Origin of the sequence: Kineosporia succinea, from assembly GCF_030811555.1 — a bacterium.
Lineage (GTDB): Bacteria > Actinomycetota > Actinomycetes > Actinomycetales > Kineosporiaceae > Kineosporia > Kineosporia succinea.
On the sequence record NZ_JAUSQZ010000001.1, the window covers coordinates 7,137,100 to 7,157,554 of the forward strand.

Below are 20,455 nucleotides of genomic sequence, written 5' to 3' on the forward strand. Positions count from 1 at the left end.
TGCTTCGCGATCTAGGCCCCGAACCAGGGAGCGGTGATCTTCTCGTTCCGGGCCGCCCACTGCTCGGCGACCTGGCTCTCCTTGCCGGTCCCGGCGTCCTGGATGTCGGCCATCAGACCGGACAGCACGTCGTCCTCCATGGAGAAGTTCTTCAGCCAGCCGGCGACCTCGGGCCGCGCCGTGGCGAAACCCTTCGTGGCGATGGTGGTGTGGTTGTCCGGCTCGCCGAAGGTGAGCTCCGGGTCGTCGAGCGGCTTGAGGTCCCACCGGCCGAACGCCCAGTGCGGCGACCACAGCGTCACCACGATGTTCTTCCGGCGGGCGATCGCGGTGTTCAGCTCGGCCAGCATCGCCGGGGTGCTGCCCTCGACGAGGGTGTAGTCGTCCAGCCCGTAGGTCGGGATGGTCTCCTCCCGCATGAGCCGCATGTGCCCGGCCCCGGCCTCGACGCCGACGATGCGGCCCCCGAAGTCGCTCTCGCGGCCCTTGAGGTCGGGGATCGAGTCGACGTCCACGTACTCGGGCACCACGAGCATGAGCGTGCCCTTGGCCCACTGCGTGACGATCTCGAGGTCGTCCTGGTAGCGGTCCCAGTACTCGGCGTGCACACCGGGCAGCCAGGCGTCCATGTAGAGGTCGATCTGGCCCTGCGCGACCCCGGTGAAGGCGCTGGCGATGTCGAGCTCCTGCAGGTTCACGCGGTAGCCGCGCTGCTCGAGCAGGACCTTCCAGAGGTGGCTGGAGGCGACGGCGTCGTCCCAGCCGGCCACCACGGCCATGCTGATCGAGCCGGTGTCGCCGTCGTCCGAGCTGCCGGAGCCGCCCGATCCCCCGCTGAACTGCGTGGCGTTGCCGCTGCAGGCGGCCAGACCGGCGGTGCCGGCGGCCATCAGGCCGCCCAGGAGGGCGCGTCGGGTGATCGTCACGCGGCCTCCCCGAACCAGGCGGCGGTGATCGTCTCGTTCTCCGAGGCCCACTCGCCCGCCACCTCCTCGGCGTTCTCGGTGCCCGCGGCCTGGATCTGCGAGAGCAGGCCGGCGAGCGCGTCGTCGTCGATGGAGTAGTTCTTGAGCCAGCCGGCCACCTCGGGCCGGGCCTCGCTGAAGCCCTTGGTGGCGATCGTGGTGAGCTCGTCCGGGTCGCCCCAGGCCTGGTCCGGGTCTTCCAGGTTCTTGATGTCGAACTTGCCGTAGGCCCAGTGCGGCGTCCAGAGCGTCACCACGACGTTCTGCCGGCGCTTGATCGACGACTGCAGTTCGGCGAGCATCGCCGCGGTGCTGCCCTCGACCAGGGTGTAGGCGTCGAGCCCGTAGCCCGGGATGATGCTCTCGCGCATCACCTTCATCTCACCGGCACCGGCCTCGATCCCGACGATCCGGCCGCCGAAGTCGCCCTCGCGGCCCTTCAGGTCGGCGATCGAGGTGATGTCGCAGTACTCCGGCACGGCGAGCTGGAGCGTGCCGCTGGTCCAGGTACCGAGCGTCTCGAGATCGTCCTCGAAGCGCTTCCAGTAGTCCTCGTGCGTCGCGGGCAGCCACGCGTCCATGTACATGTCGATCTGGCCGCTCGCGACCGCGGTGAAGGCCGGGGCGATCTCGAGCTCCTGCAGGTCCACGGTGTAACCGCGCTGCTCGAGCAGCACTTTCCAGAGGCTGGACGAGGCGATGCACTCGTCCCAGCCGGCCACGACGGCCATGCTGACGGTCTTGGGGTCACCGCCCGAGCCCCCGCTGCCGCCCGAGCCACTGCCCGAGCCGCCGCTGAACTGAGCGGTGTTCCCGCTGCACGCGGCGACCCCGGCCGTGGTGGCGGCCAGGAGGCCGCCGAGCAGGGCACGCCGTGAGAGGTTGCTGGGGTTCACGAAAGGTTCTCCTCGCTCAGGAAGCGGCCAGCGCGGCCTCGTCCGCCGAGGTGTTCTCGGCGGCGGGCTTCGCGGCGGCGGTCTGGGCCGGGGCGCTCGCCGGGCGCCCGGGGGCCCGGCGGCGGCGCGGCCGGCTGAGCGCGTGGCTGAGACGGTCGAGGTAGATGGCCAGGAGCACGACGCCCAGACCACCCTCGAAGCCCGCGCCCACGTCGAGCGTGCTGATGCCGCGCACCACCACGGAGCCCAGGCCGTCGGCGCCGACCATGCCGGCGATGACCACCATCGACAGGGCCAGCATGATCGTCTGGTTGACGCCGGCCATGATCGAGGGCATCGCCAGCGGGATCTGCACCTCGCGCAGGATCTGGCGGGGCTTGGCGCCGAAGGCGTGGGCCGCCTCGACGACCTCGGTGTCGACGCCGCGGATGCCGAGCTCGGTGAGCCGGACGGCCGGCGGGATGGCGAAGACGGTCGTGGCGACCACACCGGGCACCACGCCGACGCCGAAGAAGAACACGGCCGGGATCAGGTACACGAACACCGGCAGGGTCTGCATCAGGTCGAGCAGGGGCCGGGCCACGCCGCTGACCTCGCGACTGCGGGACGCCCAGATGCCGACCGGGACGCCGATGATCACGGCGATGACGGCGGCGACCACGACGACGGCGAGCGTCTGCATGGCCTGGATCCACAGGTCCATGGCCTGGATCACGACGAAGGCGACCAGCGCGAACAGGGCGAGGCCGTACTTGCGCACCAGAACCGGCAGCGCCACGGCGACCAGGGTCACCACGTAGGCGTGCGGGGCGGTGAGCACGTAGAGCACCGCGTTCAGCAGGAACAGCATGACGTCGGTGATCAGGTCGAACAGCGACCCGAGGTTCTCGGTGAGCCAGTCGACGGCGTCGCTGACCGGGGCACCGAGGTCGATGACGGGAATCTCAGGCATTCTTCGGTTCGTCCTTCCCGTCCTGCTGGCTGGTGGTGCCGGGCGTGGCCAGGGCCGCGAGCAGCGTGGCCTGCGGGATGACACCCAGCAGGCGGCGCTCGTCGTCGGTGACCGCGAGCGGCACCGGGTTGCGCCCGACCAGCGAGAAGACGTCGGACAGGGGCACGTCGTCGGCCACCCGGTCGTAGTCGTCACTCATGCAGGAGGCGATCGTGACCTTCTTGCCGCCGGTGATGGCCTTGGCCACCCGGTCGGCGCGGGCAATGCCCTGCACGCGGCGCTGCGCGTCGAGCACGTAGGTGCCGGTGCCCTCCACGTTGGACAGGCGGCGCAGCACGTCGGCGGCGTCCTCGTCCTGCGTGGCGGTGAACAGCGGCTCACGCATGATGTCGCCCGTGGTGAGAACCCGGGTGCGGTCGACGTCGGCGATGAACTCGGTGACGTAGTCGTCGGCCGGCGTGTTCAGGATCTCCTGGGCCGTGCCGAGCTGCACCACCTTCCCGTCACGCATGATCATGATCCGGTCGCCCATGCGCATGGCCTCGTTGAGGTCGTGCGTCACGAAAACGACCGTGCGTCTGAGGTCTCGCTGAAGGGTCATCAGCAGATCCTGCATGTCCCGCCGGATCAGCGGGTCGAGCGCGCTGAAAGGCTCGTCCATCAGCAGGATGTCGGCGTCCGAGGCGAGAGCGCGGGCCAGGCCGACGCGCTGGCGCATACCGCCGGACAGCTCGCCGGGCAGGGAGTCGCCCCATTCGCCGAGACCGACCGTGCGCAGGGCCCAGTCGGCCCGCTCGGCCCGCTCGGCGGCGGAGACGTTGCGCAGATGCAGCGCGTAGGCCGCATTCTCGCGGACGGTGAAGTGGGGGAACAGCGCGAAGTGCTGGAAAACCATGTTGATCTTACGGTTCCGGAGATCGCGCAGTTCGGCCGGGTTCATCCCGGCCACGTCCCGGCCCTCGATCTCGAGCGTGCCCGCGGTGGGCTCGACCAGCCGGTTGAGCATCCGCAGCACGGTCGACTTGCCGGACCCGGACAGGCCCATGATGACGAAGAACTCGCCCTGCGCGACGGTGAAGTTCACGTCGTCGGCGGCGGCCTTGTGACCGGGCACGGGCCCGGAGGTCTTCGCTCCGAACCACTTCCTCCATCCGCTGGAGGCTTCGGGGGCGCCGTAGACCTTCGTCAACCCGGAAACTGAGATGGCAGGTGCAGCATTGGGCGCCGTCGTCGGCATTGCTGGCTGCTGGCTCCACGTACCTGAAGTCAAAAGCCGCTCCTTTCGCTCGCTTCGCCGCGATGGCCTGGCTCTGAAGTGCCCGGTCACCCTTCCCCGGGGGTTGACAGGGTGTCAAGCGGAGCGAATGTGGTTGCGCCACACGAAAGCCCGGATCGTCGCGTCCGGAAGTGGTCGACCGGTGGACCGATCCACGCCCCCGCAAGGCGTTTCGGGAACATCGCCGCGGACGTTCCCGGCGTTACGTGACGCTGGTCTCAGTCACGCTCGGGAGTCGGATTCTCACCGGGATTCCGGGCTAGCACGAATCAGCGCGCTCCGCCCACCAAGCCGGAGGAGGCGGCGTGCGAGAGCGCGCCGGAAACGGGCTTTCGGTTGATTCCCGTCCGGGACCTGGTGAAATCGCGGCCGGCGAAGGCCTAATGGACGACCGCGAGAGGACTGTGCGATCTCGTGACCAGATCGTGACCGACCGAGCTGCGGGGTCCGGTGGTCAGCCCCCGGCCCTGGTTACCGACCACGACCAGGCCGCAGTCACGGGAGGCCTCACTCAGCACCGGGACGGCTGTGCCCTCGAGCACCTCATGACTCACCCTCACACCCGGGAACGTGCGCCGGACACGCACCCGCGCGGACTCCGCGAGCACGGCCGCGGCATCAGCCGCCGGTGAAGCGGCCGCGGTGCCCGAGAAGGCCACCGTGACCACCAGCGGCACCCCGAGCCGGTCGGCCCGCTCGGCGGCGAAGAACAGGGCCCGCTCGGCACCGGGCGAACCGTCGAAGCCCACCCGCACCGCACCTCCCGCCTCCGGTACGGGCGTGCGCCCGCTCACCAGGATCACCGGGCAGTGCGCACCCGCGACCAGGGCGGCGATCAGCGCGTGCGGTTGCTCGGGCACCCCGAGCACAACCATCTCCGCCGTGCAGGACGCCGCGACCAGCGAACGGCCGCTCTCCAGGGTCACCGGCAGCTCGGGCGCCCGCCGGCGCACCCGGGCCAGCGCCTCGGCGAGCACCGTGGCCGGAGTCTCCGGCGAACCCTCGACGTGCAGCACGAGCAGTTCCGAACCTCGCTGCACCACATCGGCCGTGGCCCAGTCCAGGGCGGCCCGCGCCGAGCGCGACCCGTCGTAGCCGACGACCGTCGTACGTTGCCTGAACGTCATGATCAGCTCCTTCCCCGCTACGTCCAGTGTCGCGGCAGGTGGGGCGGAGATCGACGGGCGAAGGTCCTCGCGGCGGTCGGCGGACGTCCCTGGACCTGTTGCGGCAGTTCGGCCGTGACCCGCGGAGGTGCCCGGGGCATGGCCTCTTGAAACTAACGGCAGGCGGCCAGAAATGCGTCGATCTCCTCGCCCGTCGGCGCCGTCGCCGGACCGGGACGGGTCACCGCGACCGCCGCCGCCGCGTTCGCCCGCCGCGCCGCCTCCACCAGCGGCCGCCCGGCCATCAACCCCGCCAGCAGCACCCCGTCGTGCGTGTCACCGGCGCCGTTGGTGTCCACCGCCGTCACCTCGAACCCCTCGACCAGCACCGCCGGCGACCCCGGGTCCGCGATCCAGCAGCCCGCGTCCCCGTCGCGCACCACCGCCGTCAGCGACCAGCGGCGCGCGAACTCGGTCGCGGCCTCGCCCGCCTTCAGGCTCGGGGCCATCAGCCGGGCCTCACGCCGGTTCGTGGTCAGCACGTCGGTGCGACGCAGCACCGCGTTGAGCACCTCGGGGGCGATGCTGTCGACCAGCGGCCCCACGTCGAGGGCCACCCGCACCCCGGCCGGCAGCGACGGCACCCAGCGGGCCAGGGCCACCGCGTTGCTCGGGTGCACCAGGCCGTAGCCGGAGACGAAGACGGTGTCACCGGCCACCGGGCGCACCCGCTCCAGCGCCGCCGGGCCCAGCCCGCCCTCCGCACCGACGTGGGTCATGAAGGTGCGCTCGCCGGTGTCGTCGACCACGGCGAAGCAGTGCCCGGTGTCGATGCCCTCCACGGGCGGTTGCAGTACCTGGATCCCGTTGCCCGCCAGTGATTCCCGGGCCAGGTCACCGAACACACCGGTGCCGAGCAGCCCGGCGTAGACCACCCGCGCGCCGTCCCGGCGGGCGGCGACCATGGTGTTCAGGCCACCGCCGACCACCGTCCGGGCGCCCGAGGCGATCACGTCACCGCCGGGTTCGGGCATCCGGGGCACCCGCATGACCAGGTCCACGATGACGTTGCCGACGGAGATGAACGAGCCCATCAGAGCGTCGCCTCCTTCCGGGAACCACCGAGCGCCGCGTAGACCCCGGCGGCCACCACGAACGTGACCACCCAGCCCAGGCCGTTCGTGCCGAACCAGGTGACGGCCAGCGGACCGGTGAACGCGTCGTTGTCGTTGAACAGGTAGCCGATCACGATGGCCGCCGCCCACGGGGCGAAGGCCCGCCAGGCGACACCGCCGGTGTACCAGTACCGCGAGCCGGGACTCAGGTCGAGCAGAGCCTCCGGGTCGTAGTGACGGCGGTGGATCATGTCGACGATGAAGACGCCCAGCCAGGCCGTGATCGGCACGGCGAGCAGCGAGATGAACGTGATGAAGGGCGAGTAGAACCCGTCGGCCACCAGCATGAACAGGAGCGACCCGACCAGGGTGACCACCACGTCCACTATGACCGCCCACACCCGCGGGACCCGCAGGCCGAGCGTGAGCGTGGTGAGGCTGGCCGAGTACACCGACAGGTGGTTCGAGAGCAGCAGGCCACCGAAGGCCGCGATCAGGTAGGGGATCGCCATCCAGCTGGGCAGCAGGTCGCGGATGGCCGCGACCGGGTCGCCGGCCGAGGCCAGCTGCGGGTCACCGGCGGCCAGGAGCGAGCCCAGGCCGATGAGCAGCACCAGTGGGATGCCCGCACCGACCGCGCTGATGCCGATGAGGGTGGACGCCCTGGTGCCCGGGCGGGAGTAGCGGGCGATGTCGGCGCCGGCGCTGGCCCAGCCGATACCCGTTCCGGCGGCGATGGTTCCGATGCCGATGATGATCGCGCTGACCGGTCCCGCCGGGATCTGGCCGACCCGGTCCCAGTCGACGCGGATCACCAGGAAGACGGCGACGAAGATGTTGAGGGCACCGAAGATCCAGGTGGCCCACCGCTGCACGGCGACGATCGCGGCGTGCCCGAGGCCGGAGATCAGCACGGTCGCGGCCTCGAAGACTCCGATCGCGATGATCGTGAGCACCGGGAACTCCTTGGCGGTGATGTCCCGGCCCGAGACGATCGCGAACACCGACAGCAGCACGAACGCGGCCGTGGTGGTGTTGACGGTCTCCCAGCCCAGCCTGCTCAGCAGGGAAACCGCTGTCGGGCCGATGTTTCCGCGCACCCCGAACACCGCACGCGACAGGGTCAGGCCGGGCGCTCCCCCTCGCCGGCCGGCCACCGAGATGATGCCGACGACCGCGAACGAGCCCGCCGAGCCGATCACGGCCACGATCAGGGCCTGCCAGAACGCCAGGCCCTGCACCAGCAGGGTGGCGCCCAGCGGCAGGCCGAGGATGGAGATGTTGGCGGCGAACCAGACCCAGAACAGGGCGCTGGGCCGGCCGTTTCGTTCGCCGGCCGGAACCGGCTCGATACCGCGTTGCTCGACCTGGGTGAGTGTGCCACCCGATGTGTGAGTCGTCATCGTCGTCGTTACCTCACGTGCGTCGGTGCGGGGGATGAAGGACGCGTCCAGTCACGCAGGGCCAGAAGCTCACGGGTGAGCTTCTCGAGCGGAAGATCGTTGACGCGGTGCAGCGTGCTCACAGCGTCGGCGGGCCAGGCGTCCGGGCCGTGCACGGCGCCGAGAACGGCACCGGCCATGGCCGCGACGGTGTCGGTGTCGCCGCCGAGAGATGCCGCCAGGCCGAGGGTTTCCCAGGGGTCGCGGTTCTGCGCCACGAGGGCGAGGGCGGCCACGACCGACTCCTGCGAGGCGACGGACGTGCCGATCACCTGCGCGAGTTCGGTCGCCTCCCGGCCCGGGGCCCAGTCGCGGGCCCAGCGCAGCTTGGCCGCGATGTCGGCGCCGGCGATCCAGTGGCCCTTCGTGGCACCGAGCTCGGCGGCGGCCACCGCCAGGTCGAGGGCCTCGGAGCGGGTGGCACCGTCGATACCCGCACTCACGGCCGCGGCCACGGCGGACGCCCCGGCGACGCCCAGGCCGGTGTCGTGGGTGACCCGGCAGGAGTCGTGCACGGCGGCCACGAAGTCTTCGAGATTATGTGCCCGATAAGCGATTCCGACCGGCGTGATACGCATGGCGGCGCCGTTCGTGGTGCCGCCGGAGCCGGCCTCCTCCACCGGGATGCCGTCGAGGATGCGCTGCACGGCGGCCCTGGTGCTGGGGCCCAGCAGGTCGAGGGAGCCCTTGGCCCGCATCGCGCGCTCCCACTCGATCAGGGCGCGGGAGAAGTCGTGGGGATCGATGCGGCCAACGCCCTCGACGAGCAGCCCGGCGACCAGCACGGCCTGCTCGGTGTCGTCAGTGATACTGCCGGCCGGCAGGCCCGCGGCGATGCGCTGGCGCCCTCCGGCGTCGACGAAACCGGTGATGGTGCCGTAGTCCTCGTGGATCTCGCGCGGGGACATCGACTGGGTGGGCATGCCGAGGGCGTCGCCCAGGGCCAGGCCGGTGAAGGACGCGAGGGCATGGTCGTGCGTGTCGCTCGTGTTGCTCACTGGGTACTCCCGAAACGCATGTGCAGGCGGAACCGGTCGGGGGCCAGCAGGCTGTCCACGCTCTCGACGAACTCGCCCGCGTGGGTGCGGGAGACGCGCCGGGAGTGCAGGAACGGGGTGCCCGGCTCCTGACCGAGGAGGCTCGCGTCGTCGGGAGCCAGCGGAATGACGCCGACCCACTGCTCGGCGCGCGCGGGCACCAGGCCGGCGGCGTCGAGGGTGGCCGTGATCGAGTCGTCGACGAGGCCGCGTGTGACCACGTCGCGCAGGGTGCCGAGGTACGGGATGCGGCTGCGCTCGAGCGAGATCGCGGTGCCACCGGCGTGACGCAGGCGGTCGACGGCCACGAGCGCGCCGGTGAACCCGGCCTCACGGGCGACCGGGTCGTCGTCCAGCACCGAGATGTTCAGCACCTGGACCGTGACGGAGGCGCCGGCGGCATGGATGGAGCGGGCCCAGCCGGCCCGGGGATCGAGGGCGGTGCCGTCGAAGGTGACGATGGAGCCGATGCCGCCCCGGGTGGCGATGTACTCCTCGTCGGCGAGCTCGGCCAGGGCCGCGCGCACCGTGCCGCGGCTGACCGAGAAGCGCTCGGCCAGGTCGTGTTCACCGGGCAGGCGGGCTCCGGGGGCCAGGCGGCCGGTGGTGATCTCCTGACGCAGGGCGTCGACCACCCGCTGGCGCTTCATCGAGCTGGGCACGTCACGGACGGTACATGTACAGCACCTGTCCACTCAAGGGGCTCAGAGCCGGTTTCTGAGGTGAAGGATCGCGAACCGGATCAGGCGGCCGACGCGGAACAGACGGGTGGGCTGCACCAGGATCCGGTAGCACCACTCCAGTCCGCAGCGGCGCAGCACGGCGGGAGCCCGGCGGACCTGCCCGCTCACCACGTCGAAGGTGCCGCCGACCCCGATGTAGAGCGCGGGGTGCAGACGACGGCACTCCTGCATGAAGATCTCCTGGCGGGGAGAGCCGAGCGCCACCGTGACGATCGCAGCGCCGCTGTCGCGGATCTCGCGCATCACCGCGTCGCGGTCGGCGTCGGCGAAGTAGCCGTGGCGGCTGCCGACGACCCGCACGTTCCACTCGTGGCGCAGTTTGCGGTGCACCTCGAGAGCCACCGGAGGGCGGCCTCCGAGCAGGTAGACGGCGGCGCGTTCGGTGACGGCGCGGGCCATCAGGCCGTGCCACAGGTCGGCGCCGGTGATGCGGGTCAGCCGCACGGCGTGTTTGCGGCGAACCGCCATCACCACACTGACGCCGTCGGCGTAGCGGTAGTCGGCGGCCTGGATGCTGTTGCGCAGCAACGGGTCCGACTCCGCGGCGATGATCTTCTCGGCGTTCATCGCGACCATCGTGCCGGGCCGCACCCGGCCGCCGGTGAAGATCTCTTCGAGCAGCCACTGCTCGTCGGGGTAGGCGACCACGCTGAGGCCGCGCAGGTCGTAGCCTGGACACCCGCTCACGCGGACCCCCGGGACGGCGCCCCCGCACTCATGAGCCACCCCCGTGCGCTCAAAAGACCCGGAGAAAGCGGCTTTCAGGCCGTTCTCGGCTCCATGTCTATCAGGAGTGGATCAACGGGACAAGAGAACCTGGGGCCGCTGCGGACAACGGTCATCACCGGGGCCGGGGAGAAGCCCGAGGCGGCTCACAAGTGCGGGGCCATCCGGGTGTTATCCCGCATCGCGAAACTCACAGCACTCATCTGACCAGCACGTTTGCTGTGACGTTCAAAGAGCGCGTTTCTTTTCGGAGCACGGACCGAGTACCGTCCTGCGCGTTGTGCCATTCAGCCGGGGGGAAAGAATGAGTGCCGAGATCGGGCGACGGTATCGCGTCGTCGCCGGTATCGACCTGTCGCCGTCGAACGTCGCGATCGCCCGCCGGGCCGCGCTCGAGGCGCGCCTGCGCGAGGTCCCGCTCGTCCTCGTCCACGCCCTGCGGGTCCCGCCCCGGGCGGTCGGCGCCAGTCGAACCCCCTCCCCCTCTCCCGAGCTGCTCATCAGCAGTGCCCAGTGGCTCGAGTCGATCGCCGAACCCCTGCGTTCCGAACCACATTCGCTTCAGGTCAGCACGCGGGTCATTCCCGGGCGGGCGGACGACGTGCTCATCGCCGAGTCGCTCACGGCGACTCTCGTGGTGGTCGGGGAAGACCAGTGCGGGGTGGTCGCCGCCGAGGTGAACCACCGCGGCTGCTCACCGGTGCTCGTCGTGCGCCCCGACCCCATGCCGCTCGTCACCACCATCCAGCTCAGGCGATAAGAGCCGCACCAGAACGACATTCAGATTCTCCTGGTCCTTTCGGCCTGTATCACCGGGCGCGCAGCCGAGGGGCCGGTCGCCGTGCGCGGCGACGGCGAGAATGCGGGCGGTCCGGCGCGCTGCCGGGCCGCCCGAGTTCCCGAGCGAGGAGAACCGTGAAGCGTTCCCGAAACCGCCGTCCCCGCATCGCCCGGGCCGGCTCGGCCGGTGTGGTCCTGACCGGGCTGACCGTGAGCGGGCTGGTTCTGGCCGCCGGCACCACCGCGTCCGCCGCACCGACGGCACCCGGCCCGGCCGCCACGTCCACCGTCACACCCGCCCCGCCCACCCTGACGCCCCAGGCCCGGATGCAGCGTGCGGCCCAGGACCTGGTCGACGCCGGCGCCGTCGGCGTTCTCGGGCGGATCGACACCGGCAGCCAGATCCTCACCACCACGGCGGGTCTCGCCGACCGCACCACCGGCCGCCGGATCAAGAACAAGGACCAGTACGAGATCGGCAGCCAGACCAAGACGTTCATGTCCGTCCTCGTGCTCCAGCTCGTGCGGGCGAAGAAGGTGGCGCTCGACGAGCCGGTCGAGACGTACCTGCCCGGCATGGTTCCGGACGGCGCGCACATCACCGTGCGGATGCTCCTCAACCACACCAGCGGGCTCTACGACTACGCCGCCGACCCCGACGTCTTCCGGGCCTACGTGGAGAACCCGTACGCCGTGGTGCCGCCGGAGAGCATCCTCCGGAACGCCTTCTCGCACGCCCCGGACTTCGCGCCGGGCACTCGCTGGGAGTACTCCAACACCAACTACGTCGTGATCGGCGAACTCCTGACGAAGGTCTCCGGACACTCACTGAACCAGCTTCTGCAGCAGCACATCACGAAGCCCCTGCGGTTGCGCGACACCTACCTGGCCGATCCGTTCGTGACCAGCACCGGGCCCGGCCTCGCCCACGGCCACGCCTTCGACGTGCCGGCCGACGTCTACTACGACACCTCCGGCTTCTCCCTGAGTCTGCTCGGGGCGGCCGGGGGCATGATCTCCACCGCCCGTGACCTGAGCAGCTTCTACTTGGCCCTGCTGGGCGGCCGGATCCTGCCGCCGGACCTGCTGGCCGAGATGAAGAAGAACGCCGCCGGCGAGGCGATCGCCGGTGGCGCCTACGGTCTCGGCCTGCAGAAGGCCGAGACCCCGTGCGGCGACGCCTGGGGGCACACCGGCGGCACCTACGGGACGCTCACCCTCACCGTGGTCAGTGAGGACGGCACCCGCTCGGCGGCGAGCGCCGTGACCACCGTTCCGTACTTCATCGACGACACCGACCCGGCCGTCGACGCCTTCTTCACCGCTCAGGGCAACGCCGAGTTCCTGAGCCTGTGCACCATGAACGGGATCGAGGTCCCCGCCGGGATGCTCGCCCAGCGCAGCGCGCCGGGCTCCGACCCCGCCCCGGCCCCGGGCTCAGGCCACTCGCGCAGCGAGGGCGCCCCGCGCGTCCAGAAGCACGCGGGGTCGACCCCGGGCGACCGGCCGGCCGGGACGCTCGCGCCCCGTCTGCTGCCCGAGCCCGTCACCCAGCACGCGCCGGTGTTCGCCGGCCAGTGGCGCCGGGCGTCCGCCTCCCGGTGAGGTGAGACCGCCGCCCGTCGGGGGCAGGGGGTTCATCGTCCGAAAGGGCCCGGACCAGGCGAGACCTCGTGGCGCTCGGGACGTCACGCGGCGTCCGGCGATCTCAGGAGGATTCCCCGCCCCCGCGCGGGCCGGGCGGAGTCAGGGCTCCGTCCGGCCCGCGGTTTCAGCGGAAGCGGGTCACCCGCCCAGCAGGGTGACGCTGTAGTCGAGCGTCGTACCCGTGGCGGTGTACGTGGCGCTCTGGCCGTTCTCGCAGTACGACACGAACACGTTGCCGGGCACCGTGTTGCCGGCCGTCGCCCGGACCAGCGGGCGCACGTCGGTGCCGGGTGCGATCTCGGTCGCGTTCAGGTCGATCGTGCGGGACTGGTTGATCGCGTAGGTGTCGGTGGACGCGGTCAGCGAACCCTCGCGCGTGGTCAGGGCGAAGTTCATGGTGAAGCCGCCGTTGTTCACGACGGTCACCTTCTGCACGCACGGGGACGCCTGGGCCTGGGCCGCGGGGGCGGCCAGCCCCACCGCGCCGACACCGAGCACCCCGGCCAGGGCCAGGGCGCGCTTACGGGACTTCATCGGGAAGAGGTTCATCAGGGTTGCCTCCATGACAAGGTGCTCGACTGCGCCGCAATGCCCCTTTTGTCGCATCGCGGCCAGGAGTCACCCTCGTCCTGACGTCCGGGCGCGGCGACTCCAGATGCACCCCCAAATCCGCGTCTGTCCCTGTTTAACCCGGGCTTGAGCCGTCCGGTAGCGCACGGGACGTCTTCTCCTGAAAAGCTGCTGCCCGAAGGTGAACGTTCCGGACAGACGGCGAACAAGGAGACATGGTGCGGGCAGCACGCGTGACGAGCACGGCCGGGCCGGGGGCGCTGGAGATCGTCGAGGTGCCGGAGCCGGTGCCCGGCCCGGGCGACGTCGTCATCGAGGTCGAGGCGGCCGGGGTGAACTTCCCCGACACGCTGCTCACGCGCGACCTCTACCAGTACAAGCCGGGGCTGCCGTTCACGCTGGGCGGCGAGGTGGCGGGCACCGTGCGTCAGGCCCCGCCGGAGAGCGGGTTCGTGCCGGGCGACCGGGTGGCCGCGTCGACCACGACGGGCGCCTTCGCGGAGGTGGTGGTGGCCCCCGCACACACGGTCGGGCCCCTGCCGGGCAAGGTCGGTTTCGTCACCGGGGCCTGCCTGCCGATGAACTACCTGACCGTGACGTTCGCGCTGAACCTGCGGGCCGGCCTGCTGCCCGGGCAGACCGTGCTGGTGCACGGGGCGGCGGGCGGGATCGGCTCGGCAGCCGTGCAGATGGCCAAACTCATGGGCGCGCGGGTGTTCTCGGTGGTCTCGACGCCGGAGAAGGCGGAGTTCGCTAAGGGGCTGGGCTCGGACGAGGTGTTCCTGGCCGACGGCTTCAAGGACGCGGTGCTGGACCTGACCGCCGGCGGCGGGGTGGACGTGGTGGTCGACCCGGTCGGCGGCGACCGGTTCACCGACTCGCTGCGCTGTCTGGCCCCCCTGGGCCGCGCGCTGGTGATCGGCTTCACCGAGGGCAGCATCCCCACGGTGAAGGTGAACCGGCTGCTGCACAACAACATCGACGTGCGGGGCGTGGGCTGGGGCGCCTTCACGGCGAAGTACCCGCAGGCCTGGCGCCGTGAGTGGGACCGGCTGGTGCCGCAGCTGAAGTCGGGTGCGGTCGAGCCGCCCGTGCACCGGATCTACGCACTGGAGCGGGTGGCCGAGGCCGTCGGGCTGCTCGAGGAGCGGGCGGTGTTCGGGAAGGTCGTCATCCAGCCGTAGGCCGAAAGGGAGTCTGCCCAAGTGCGGATGCGGGGGTCACCGAACGGCGGACTTCGTTCACGCTGAGCGTTTTCCCCCGCCATCCGAGCAGGTCAGCGAATTGCGCGACACCTGACGGATCACCGCCCGGGACATTTCCGAAAGGCGATCCTCTTTCTGGTCAGTGCCATTGTTCGACAGCGATACTCTTTCTGTCGACTGTCGACATCAGAATCCCAGCCCGGCGGAACCGATCAGATCCCGCCATCCGGACAAGGACCGCCGTGACCGACGCCAGCCAGAACCGGCTCACCCGCGACAGCACGTTCTCGCGGCGCACCGAGGCCGTGCTGCGCGACATGATCCTCGACGGGCAGATGGCCCCGGGCGAGCGCATCAACGAGGTCAGCCTGGCGCAGGCGCTGGGCATCAGCCGGGGCCCCCTGCGCGAGGCGATCCAGCGCCTGGCCGCCGAGGGCCTGCTCACGGTGATCAGTCACCGCGGCGCGTTCGTGCGCACGTTCGAGCGCTACCAGGTCGACGAGCTGTACGACCTGCGCACGGCCCTCGAGAGTCACGTGGTGCGGCTGGTGTGCCAACGGGCCACCGACGAAGAGGTCGCGGCGCTCGGCGAGCTGGTCCGCGAGACCGGGGCGATCATCTCGGCCTCCCCCGACGCCGCCTACCCGGCCGACCACGACCTGCACACCCGGTTGATCGAGCTGGCCCGCAACGAGACCATGGGCCGGGCCACGCTCGAGGCCCAGCGGCAGATCCAGCTGGCCCGGCGCATGTCGGCCAAGGCGCCGGCCCGGGCCCGCGACGCACTGGGCGAGCACCAGGACCTCATCGCGGCCATCCAGCGCCGCGATGCCGACCGGGCCGCCGCCCTGATGACCGAGCACCTCGACGCCGCCCGTCGCGGCGCCCTCGACGCCCTGGGCTTCGCCGGGAGCTGACCGGCCCGGCGCAACTCGACGCCCTGAGCCTCGCCGAGAGCCGACCGGCCCAGGACATCTCGACACCCTGAGCCGCGCCGAGAGCCGACCGGCCCGGGACATCTCGACGCCCTGAGCTTCACCGAAGGCCCGGTCCGGGGCATCTTGAGCCGGCCCGCCCCTCCACTCCGGGCCGAGGGGTGAGCCCGCCGGCATCCGGGCTCCGGCAACCCCTTTCGTCCACATACATCTGAGGCCGACGTCGACCCGCCGGCGACCGGGACCCCCATCCGGTCCGGCGCACGTGAACCTCTCCGCGCCCCATTGTCCGATTCCTCACGGTCCAACCGCGCATCGTGACCGCTCGTCGTCATTCGCGTGGCGCCCGTCACCGCAAACTGTTGACAGTTGTCAGTCGACGGTTGAGGATTGCGGCACGGCAGTGGCGCCGCCCACATCGGGCAGGTGCCCCGGCCGCCGGATTCAGAACAGGCCGGCATCCGCCGAAGCCCGAACCGCCTGTGGCGGAGTGGCTCTGGGCGATGCTCGGAACTAAGGACGGATCGATGACGACCACACGCCGACTGCGTGAACTGCTCGGCTCCGACGGCCCCCCGCTCCTGCTCCCGGGCGCCCCCAACGCCCTGACGGCGCGGGTCGTGGAGGAGGCCGGCTTCGAGGCGGTCTATGTCTCCGGTGCTGGACTGACCAACACCTACCTGGGCATGCCCGACCTGGGGCTGCTGTCACTGACCGAACTCACCGCCCACGTCGCGTCCATCTCCGACACCGTCGGGATCCCCACGATGGTCGACGCCGACACCGGTTTCGGCAACGCACTCAACGTGCAGCGCACCGTGCGGATGCTGGAACGGGCCGGGGCCGCGGCCATTCAGCTCGAAGACCAGGTGAGCCCCAAGAAATGCGGGCATTTCGCCGGCAAGGAGGTCATCCCCCAGCAGGAGATGGTCGGCAAGATCAAGGCCGCCGTCGACGCCCGCGACGACCAGGACCTGGTGATCGTCGCCCGGACCGACGCGATCTCGACCGAGGGCCTCGACCGGGCCCTCGAGCGCATCGAGGCCTACCGCGACGCCGGGGCCGACGTCCTCTTCGTCGAGGCCCCGAACAACCACGAGCAGCTGCGCGCGGTCACCAGCACGGTTCCCGGCATCCACATGGCCAACATGGTCGAGGGCGGGCTCACCCCCATCACCTCGCGGGCCGAGCTGGGAGAGCTGGGGTTCCGGATCGCGCTGTACGCCAACGCCGCCATGCGCGGCGCGGTCGCCGGCATGCGCCAGGTCATGCAGCACCTGGCCGAGCACGGCGACACCCGCGAGGCCGGTGATCTGATGATCAGCTGGGCGGACCGGCAGTCACTCGTCCGCAAGCCCGAGTTCGACCGGCTGGAGGCCCTTTACGCGGCCGGAGAGGGAGGAGCCGCATGACGGTCACCTACGACCTGCGCCTGCACGGCGGCCAGGTGTACCTGCACGGCAGCGGGGTCACCGCCGTCGACCTGCTGGTGCGCGAGGGCCGGATCGCCGCGATCGTGGAACCCGGCTTCGTCGCCGAGGCGAGCGAGACCGTCGACCTGAAGGGCAAACTCGTCCTTCCCGGCGCCATCGACCCGCACGTGCACCTGGGCAAGGACATCCGCGTCCCCAAGGACCCGGACGACGCCCTCCTGGAGTCCGCCTCGGCCGCCGCCGGCGGCATCACCTCGATGCTCGTCTACCTGATGAGCGGCGACAGCTACCAGGACATCGTCCCCGCGGCCCGGCAGGTGATGGAACAGGACTCGCACGTCGACTTCGGCTTCCACATCTGCGTCGGCTCGCAGCAGCACGTCGAGGAGATCCCCGGCTACATCCGTGAGTTCGGCATCTCCAGCTTCAAGTTCTTCATGAACTTCCGCGGCGAGGAGGGCGCCTACCTGGGACTGCCCGGCAACGACGACGGCTACATGTACGACGTCCTCGGCATGACCGCCGACCACGGGGCCATGGTCAACCCGCACCCCGAGAACATCGAGCTGGTCTGGAAACTCAAGAACCGCGTCATCGATTCCAGCCGTGGGCCGCTGAGCGAGTGGAACCAGTCCCGTCCCTCGTTCGTCGAGGCCGAGGCCGTGCAGCGGGTCGCCTACATGGCCTCCGTGACCGGCGCGTCCGTCTACGCCGTGCACACCAGCAGCACCCTCGCCCTGGAGGCCATGCGCCGGCAGCAGGAGAGCTACGAGAACCTCTTCGTCGAGACCTGCACGCATTACCTGACTCTCACCACCGAGTCGAACGCCGGCACCTACGGCAAGGTCAACCCGCCCCTGCGCGAACGCGGCGACCTCGAGTCACTCTGGGTCGCCCTGGCGAACGGCCAGGTCGACACCGTCGGTTCCGACCACAACGCCCGGCACCGCTCCTTCAAGGAGAAGGACATCTGGAAGGCCAGCGCCGGCTTCCCGGGCACCGGCGGCGTGCTGCCGCTGACGCTCGCCGAGGGCCTGCGCCGCGGCGTCCCGATCGAGCGCCTGGTCGACGCGACCTCCACCCGCGCCGCCAAGCTGTTCGGGATGTATCCCCAGAAGGGCATCATCCGGGTCGGTTCGGACGCCGACCTGGCCGTCGTCGACCTCGACGGCTCCTACACGATCAACGCGGCCACCCAGCACTCCGGCGCCGAGTACACGCCGTGGGAGGGCACCGAGGTGCCCCTGCGGGTCGTCCACACCATCGTGCGGGGCCACTTCGCGATGAGGGACGGCGTGGTCGCCGACCGCCCGGGGGGCACCTACCTGCGACGCGAGAAGAGCGGGGCGACCGCGCTCGCCGCCACAGCCCTGGAGGACGACAAGTGATCATCGACGATCTCACCCGTCAGCGGTACGAGGCAGCCGGTTTCGGCCGGCCCGTCGGACTCGGCAGCAAGCCCGGCCTGATGATCATCGATGTGCAGTACCGCACCGTCGGCACCACCCCGAAGCCGTTCGACGAGGCCCTCGAGGAGTTCACCACCAGCTGCGGCGAGGAGGGCTGGGCGGCCGTGCCGAACATCGCACGCCTGCTGGAGCTGTTCCGGGAGCGCGACTGGCCCGTCTTCTACCCGCACGTGGCCCCCAAGCAGAGCTACGACCAGGGCGCCCTGGGTGCGAAAGTCCCCGGGATCATGAACATCCCGGCCAAGGGCTACGAGTTCGTCGCCGAGGTCGCACCTCGCGAGGGCGACGTGCTGCTGCCCAAGCGCCACCCGAGCGCCTTCTTCGGCACTCCCCTGGCCAGTTACCTGATCCAGTCGGGCATCGACACCCTGGTCGTCACCGGCTGCACCACCTCGGGCTGTGTGCGCGGCAGCGTGGTGGACGCGTTCTCCCTCAACTACAAGGTCGCGGTGCCCTCCGACGCCGTCTACGACCGCAGCCCGATCGTGCACGAGGTCAACCTCTTCGACATCGGCCAGAAGTACGCCGACGTCTCCACCACCAGCGACCTCCTCTCCAGCCTCGGCGCCCTGCCCGCCCGCGGCGCCTGAAGACCGCCCGAAGGCCACCCGAAGGCCACCTGAGGCCACGGGCGGACGGGACCGGCCAACACCCCACCCGGCCGAAACCGAACGCCGCACAGGCCACCTCGGGTGACCGGCGCGTCCCCCGTTTCAACCACCTTTCGCACAGTTCGCCCCGACTCCCGCGTCATTCTTTTCGCCTCAGTACAACTGCAAACTGTTGACAGTTTGCAGGCATCGTTCCTAACGTGAGCGTCGTCATATCCAATGGAGGAGAGACATGCACGGAGACCACCGATGAGCGGCTACTGGGCCTCGCTGAGCGAGCTGCCCGAGCGTGAGGTGCTCCCCGGGAACTTCCGCACCGCCGTCTCCGGCCGCGAGATGAGCATCAACCAGATCCGCTGGGTGCACCCCACCGTGCTCCCCGAGCACACCCACCCGGACGCCGAGCAGGCCATGGTTCTCACCGCCGGCCGGATCTCGTTCACCGTCGCCGGGCACGAAACCACCCTCCGGACCGGTGATGTCGTGATCATCCCGCGGGGCGTGCCGCACTCGGGCCGCAGCGTCGAGGGTGAGGCGACCTTCATCGAGATCTTCGCCCCCGCCCGGGTCGAGAACCTGCTCGGGTTCCTGGCCGGGCCCACCATGCCGTCTCCGGCCCCCGGAAAGGACTGACCCTCATGAGCCTTCAGCAGATCAGCCCCCGGGTGCACGTCGAGGTCGCGAACCTCGGCAGCAACAACTCGATCATCACCGGCTCCGACGGCCTGGCCCTGGTGGACACCCCGCACCGCCCGAGTGACGCGATCGCCTGGCGCCACGTCGCCGACGGTTTCGGCCGCACCCGCTTCGTGGTCAACACCGACCACCACCCCGACCACACCATCGGCAACTTCTGGCAGGGCGGCGAGGTCGTCGCGCACCGCGGCACCCGCGAAAGACTGCTCCACGACGCGCCTTCCGATCAGTACCTGCACGACCTGATGGCCCGCATCGACCCCGAGGCCCTGCCCCTGATGGCCGAGTACTCGGTGCGGGTGCCGGAGGTCGTGTTCAGCGAGCGTCTCGAACTCCACCTCGGCGACGTGCACCTGGAACTGACCTTCCAGCCCGGGCACACGGCCAACAGCCTCATCGCCTACCTCCCGCAGGACAGGGTCGTGTTCACCGGCGACATCGTGTGCGAGGCCGGCCTGCCCTCGTTCCAGGACTCCCGGCTGTGGAACTGGTTCGACGCCATCGACGCGGTCGCCGCCTACGACTTCGAGGTCCTCGTACCCGGCCACGGCGAGGTCGCCGACCGCACCGTGCTGGAGCAGTACCGGGCCCAGGGCCGGGAGGTGGTGGCCGAGGTCGCCGCCGCCATCGCGGCCGGCCACGAGAGCGCCCAGGCCTGCGACGAGATCCGTTTCCCCGACAACATCCACGTCGACACCGAGGACTACGTCGGCTACCCCGACGAGCTCTGCGAGGTCTTCCAGCGGCGCTCGATCGCCCGCATCTACGAGGACCTGCTCGAACGGCCGGACCTCTCCACGCGCTGAGAACCGTTCCCCCGCACCACCTGTGATGCACCACTGCCCTGATGC

General features: G+C 70.5%; 20 protein-coding genes. 9 read left to right on the plus strand and 11 right to left on the minus strand.

The genetic code is table 11. The annotated features are described in order from the left end of the window. Positions 1-11 precede the first annotated feature (11 nt). The 10 genes from J2S57_RS31520 to J2S57_RS31565 all read right to left on the minus strand — a co-directional run bounded on the left by J2S57_RS31520 (position 12) and on the right by J2S57_RS31565 (position 10,219). Positions 12-926, minus strand: a complete 915-nt coding sequence (locus J2S57_RS31520; protein WP_307249636.1) for a glycine betaine ABC transporter substrate-binding protein — start codon at positions 924-926, stop codon at positions 12-14. After that, positions 923-1,861 (minus strand): glycine betaine ABC transporter substrate-binding protein, encoded by a 939-nt coding sequence (locus J2S57_RS31525; RefSeq protein ID WP_307249637.1) that lies wholly within the window; start codon positions 1,859-1,861, stop codon positions 923-925. The genes J2S57_RS31520 and J2S57_RS31525 overlap by 4 nt, the downstream gene beginning before the upstream one ends. A 16-nt stretch (positions 1,862-1,877) precedes the next feature. Further along, the gene (locus J2S57_RS31530; protein WP_307249638.1) at positions 1,878-2,813 is read right to left on the minus strand and encodes an ABC transporter permease; all 936 of its coding nucleotides are present in this window, start codon (positions 2,811-2,813) and stop codon (positions 1,878-1,880) included. Further along, the gene (locus J2S57_RS31535) at positions 2,806-3,927 is read right to left on the minus strand and encodes a quaternary amine ABC transporter ATP-binding protein (RefSeq protein WP_307249639.1); all 1,122 of its coding nucleotides are present in this window, start codon (positions 3,925-3,927) and stop codon (positions 2,806-2,808) included. The genes J2S57_RS31530 and J2S57_RS31535 overlap by 8 nt, the downstream gene beginning before the upstream one ends. A 542-nt stretch (positions 3,928-4,469) precedes the next feature. Further along, complete coding sequence (locus J2S57_RS31540) at positions 4,470-5,216, minus strand: universal stress protein (protein WP_307249640.1); 747 nt, start codon at positions 5,214-5,216, stop codon at positions 4,470-4,472. Between the two features lie 152 nt (positions 5,217-5,368). Next, a complete protein-coding gene (locus J2S57_RS31545) occupies positions 5,369-6,289 on the minus strand; it encodes a PfkB family carbohydrate kinase (protein WP_307249641.1) in 921 nt (306 codons plus the stop codon). Next, complete coding sequence (locus tag J2S57_RS31550) at positions 6,289-7,713, minus strand: purine-cytosine permease family protein (protein WP_307249642.1); 1,425 nt, start codon at positions 7,711-7,713, stop codon at positions 6,289-6,291. The genes J2S57_RS31545 and J2S57_RS31550 overlap by 1 nt, the downstream gene beginning before the upstream one ends. Positions 7,714-7,721: 8 nt before the next feature. Next, the gene (locus J2S57_RS31555) at positions 7,722-8,750 is read right to left on the minus strand and encodes an ADP-ribosylglycohydrolase family protein (RefSeq protein WP_307249643.1); all 1,029 of its coding nucleotides are present in this window, start codon (positions 8,748-8,750) and stop codon (positions 7,722-7,724) included. After that, positions 8,747-9,451 (minus strand): GntR family transcriptional regulator, encoded by a 705-nt coding sequence (locus tag J2S57_RS31560; RefSeq protein ID WP_307249644.1) that lies wholly within the window; start codon positions 9,449-9,451, stop codon positions 8,747-8,749. Before J2S57_RS31560 ends, J2S57_RS31555 begins: the two co-directional genes overlap by 4 nt. Positions 9,452-9,493: 42 nt before the next feature. Continuing rightward, positions 9,494-10,219, minus strand: coding sequence for a WecB/TagA/CpsF family glycosyltransferase (locus J2S57_RS31565; RefSeq protein WP_307249645.1), 726 nt, complete (start codon positions 10,217-10,219; stop codon positions 9,494-9,496). Positions 10,220-10,562: 343 nt separating this feature from the next. Between J2S57_RS31565 and J2S57_RS31570 the strand changes: the two genes are divergently transcribed. Beyond that, a complete protein-coding gene (locus J2S57_RS31570; RefSeq protein WP_307249646.1) occupies positions 10,563-11,018 on the plus strand; it encodes a universal stress protein in 456 nt (151 codons plus the stop codon). Between the two features lie 155 nt (positions 11,019-11,173). Then, on the plus strand, positions 11,174-12,643 hold the full coding sequence (locus tag J2S57_RS31575) for a serine hydrolase domain-containing protein (protein WP_307249647.1): 1,470 nt from the start codon (positions 11,174-11,176) through the stop codon (positions 12,641-12,643). Between the two features lie 180 nt (positions 12,644-12,823). On the opposite strand, the gene J2S57_RS31580 is transcribed toward J2S57_RS31575, so the two are convergent. Then, positions 12,824-13,249, minus strand: a complete 426-nt coding sequence (locus tag J2S57_RS31580) for a hypothetical protein (protein ID WP_307249648.1) — start codon at positions 13,247-13,249, stop codon at positions 12,824-12,826. A 221-nt stretch (positions 13,250-13,470) separates the two neighbouring features. Between J2S57_RS31580 and J2S57_RS31585 the strand changes: the two genes are divergently transcribed. From J2S57_RS31585 to J2S57_RS31615, 7 genes are all read left to right on the plus strand, one after another. Beyond that, the gene (locus J2S57_RS31585) at positions 13,471-14,439 is read left to right on the plus strand and encodes an NADPH:quinone oxidoreductase family protein (protein WP_307249649.1); all 969 of its coding nucleotides are present in this window, start codon (positions 13,471-13,473) and stop codon (positions 14,437-14,439) included. Positions 14,440-14,702: 263 nt separating this feature from the next. Continuing rightward, the gene (locus J2S57_RS31590; protein ID WP_307249650.1) at positions 14,703-15,377 is read left to right on the plus strand and encodes a GntR family transcriptional regulator; all 675 of its coding nucleotides are present in this window, start codon (positions 14,703-14,705) and stop codon (positions 15,375-15,377) included. A gap of 545 nt (positions 15,378-15,922) precedes the next feature. Then, positions 15,923-16,807: an isocitrate lyase/PEP mutase family protein gene (locus J2S57_RS31595; RefSeq protein WP_307249651.1), complete on the plus strand. Its 885-nt coding sequence runs from the start codon at positions 15,923-15,925 to the stop codon at positions 16,805-16,807. After that, the gene (locus tag J2S57_RS31600; RefSeq protein WP_307249652.1) at positions 16,804-18,216 is read left to right on the plus strand and encodes a dihydroorotase; all 1,413 of its coding nucleotides are present in this window, start codon (positions 16,804-16,806) and stop codon (positions 18,214-18,216) included. Before J2S57_RS31595 ends, J2S57_RS31600 begins: the two co-directional genes overlap by 4 nt. Further along, positions 18,213-18,887: an isochorismatase family protein gene (locus J2S57_RS31605; protein ID WP_307249653.1), complete on the plus strand. Its 675-nt coding sequence runs from the start codon at positions 18,213-18,215 to the stop codon at positions 18,885-18,887. The genes J2S57_RS31600 and J2S57_RS31605 overlap by 4 nt, the downstream gene beginning before the upstream one ends. Before the next feature lie 270 nt (positions 18,888-19,157). Continuing rightward, the gene (locus J2S57_RS31610; RefSeq protein ID WP_307249654.1) at positions 19,158-19,541 is read left to right on the plus strand and encodes a cupin domain-containing protein; all 384 of its coding nucleotides are present in this window, start codon (positions 19,158-19,160) and stop codon (positions 19,539-19,541) included. A gap of 5 nt (positions 19,542-19,546) precedes the next feature. Further along, the gene (locus J2S57_RS31615; protein WP_307249655.1) at positions 19,547-20,410 is read left to right on the plus strand and encodes an MBL fold metallo-hydrolase; all 864 of its coding nucleotides are present in this window, start codon (positions 19,547-19,549) and stop codon (positions 20,408-20,410) included. Positions 20,411-20,455 lie beyond the last annotated feature (45 nt).

What these genes read in the sequence shown, in the direction of transcription:
- J2S57_RS31530 (WP_307249638.1), bottom strand. Translation starts at nt 2,813, where the DNA reads ATGCCTGAGATTCCCGTCATCGACCTCGGTGCCCCGGTCAGCGACGCC.
- J2S57_RS31540 (WP_307249640.1), bottom strand. Translation starts at nt 5,216, where the DNA reads ATGACGTTCAGGCAACGTACGACGGTCGTCGGCTACGACGGGTCGCGC.
- J2S57_RS31545 (WP_307249641.1), bottom strand. Translation starts at nt 6,289, where the DNA reads ATGGGCTCGTTCATCTCCGTCGGCAACGTCATCGTGGACCTGGTCATG.
- J2S57_RS31550 (WP_307249642.1), bottom strand. Translation starts at nt 7,713, where the DNA reads ATGACGACTCACACATCGGGTGGCACACTCACCCAGGTCGAGCAACGC.
- J2S57_RS31570 (WP_307249646.1), top strand. Translation starts at nt 10,563, where the DNA reads ATGAGTGCCGAGATCGGGCGACGGTATCGCGTCGTCGCCGGTATCGAC.
- J2S57_RS31580 (WP_307249648.1), bottom strand. Translation starts at nt 13,249, where the DNA reads ATGGAGGCAACCCTGATGAACCTCTTCCCGATGAAGTCCCGTAAGCGC.
- J2S57_RS31585 (WP_307249649.1), top strand. Translation starts at nt 13,471, where the DNA reads ATGGTGCGGGCAGCACGCGTGACGAGCACGGCCGGGCCGGGGGCGCTG.
- J2S57_RS31595 (WP_307249651.1), top strand. Translation starts at nt 15,923, where the DNA reads ATGACGACCACACGCCGACTGCGTGAACTGCTCGGCTCCGACGGCCCC.
- J2S57_RS31600 (WP_307249652.1), top strand. Translation starts at nt 16,804, where the DNA reads ATGACGGTCACCTACGACCTGCGCCTGCACGGCGGCCAGGTGTACCTG.
- J2S57_RS31610 (WP_307249654.1), top strand. Translation starts at nt 19,158, where the DNA reads ATGAGCGGCTACTGGGCCTCGCTGAGCGAGCTGCCCGAGCGTGAGGTG.
- J2S57_RS31615 (WP_307249655.1), top strand. Translation starts at nt 19,547, where the DNA reads ATGAGCCTTCAGCAGATCAGCCCCCGGGTGCACGTCGAGGTCGCGAAC.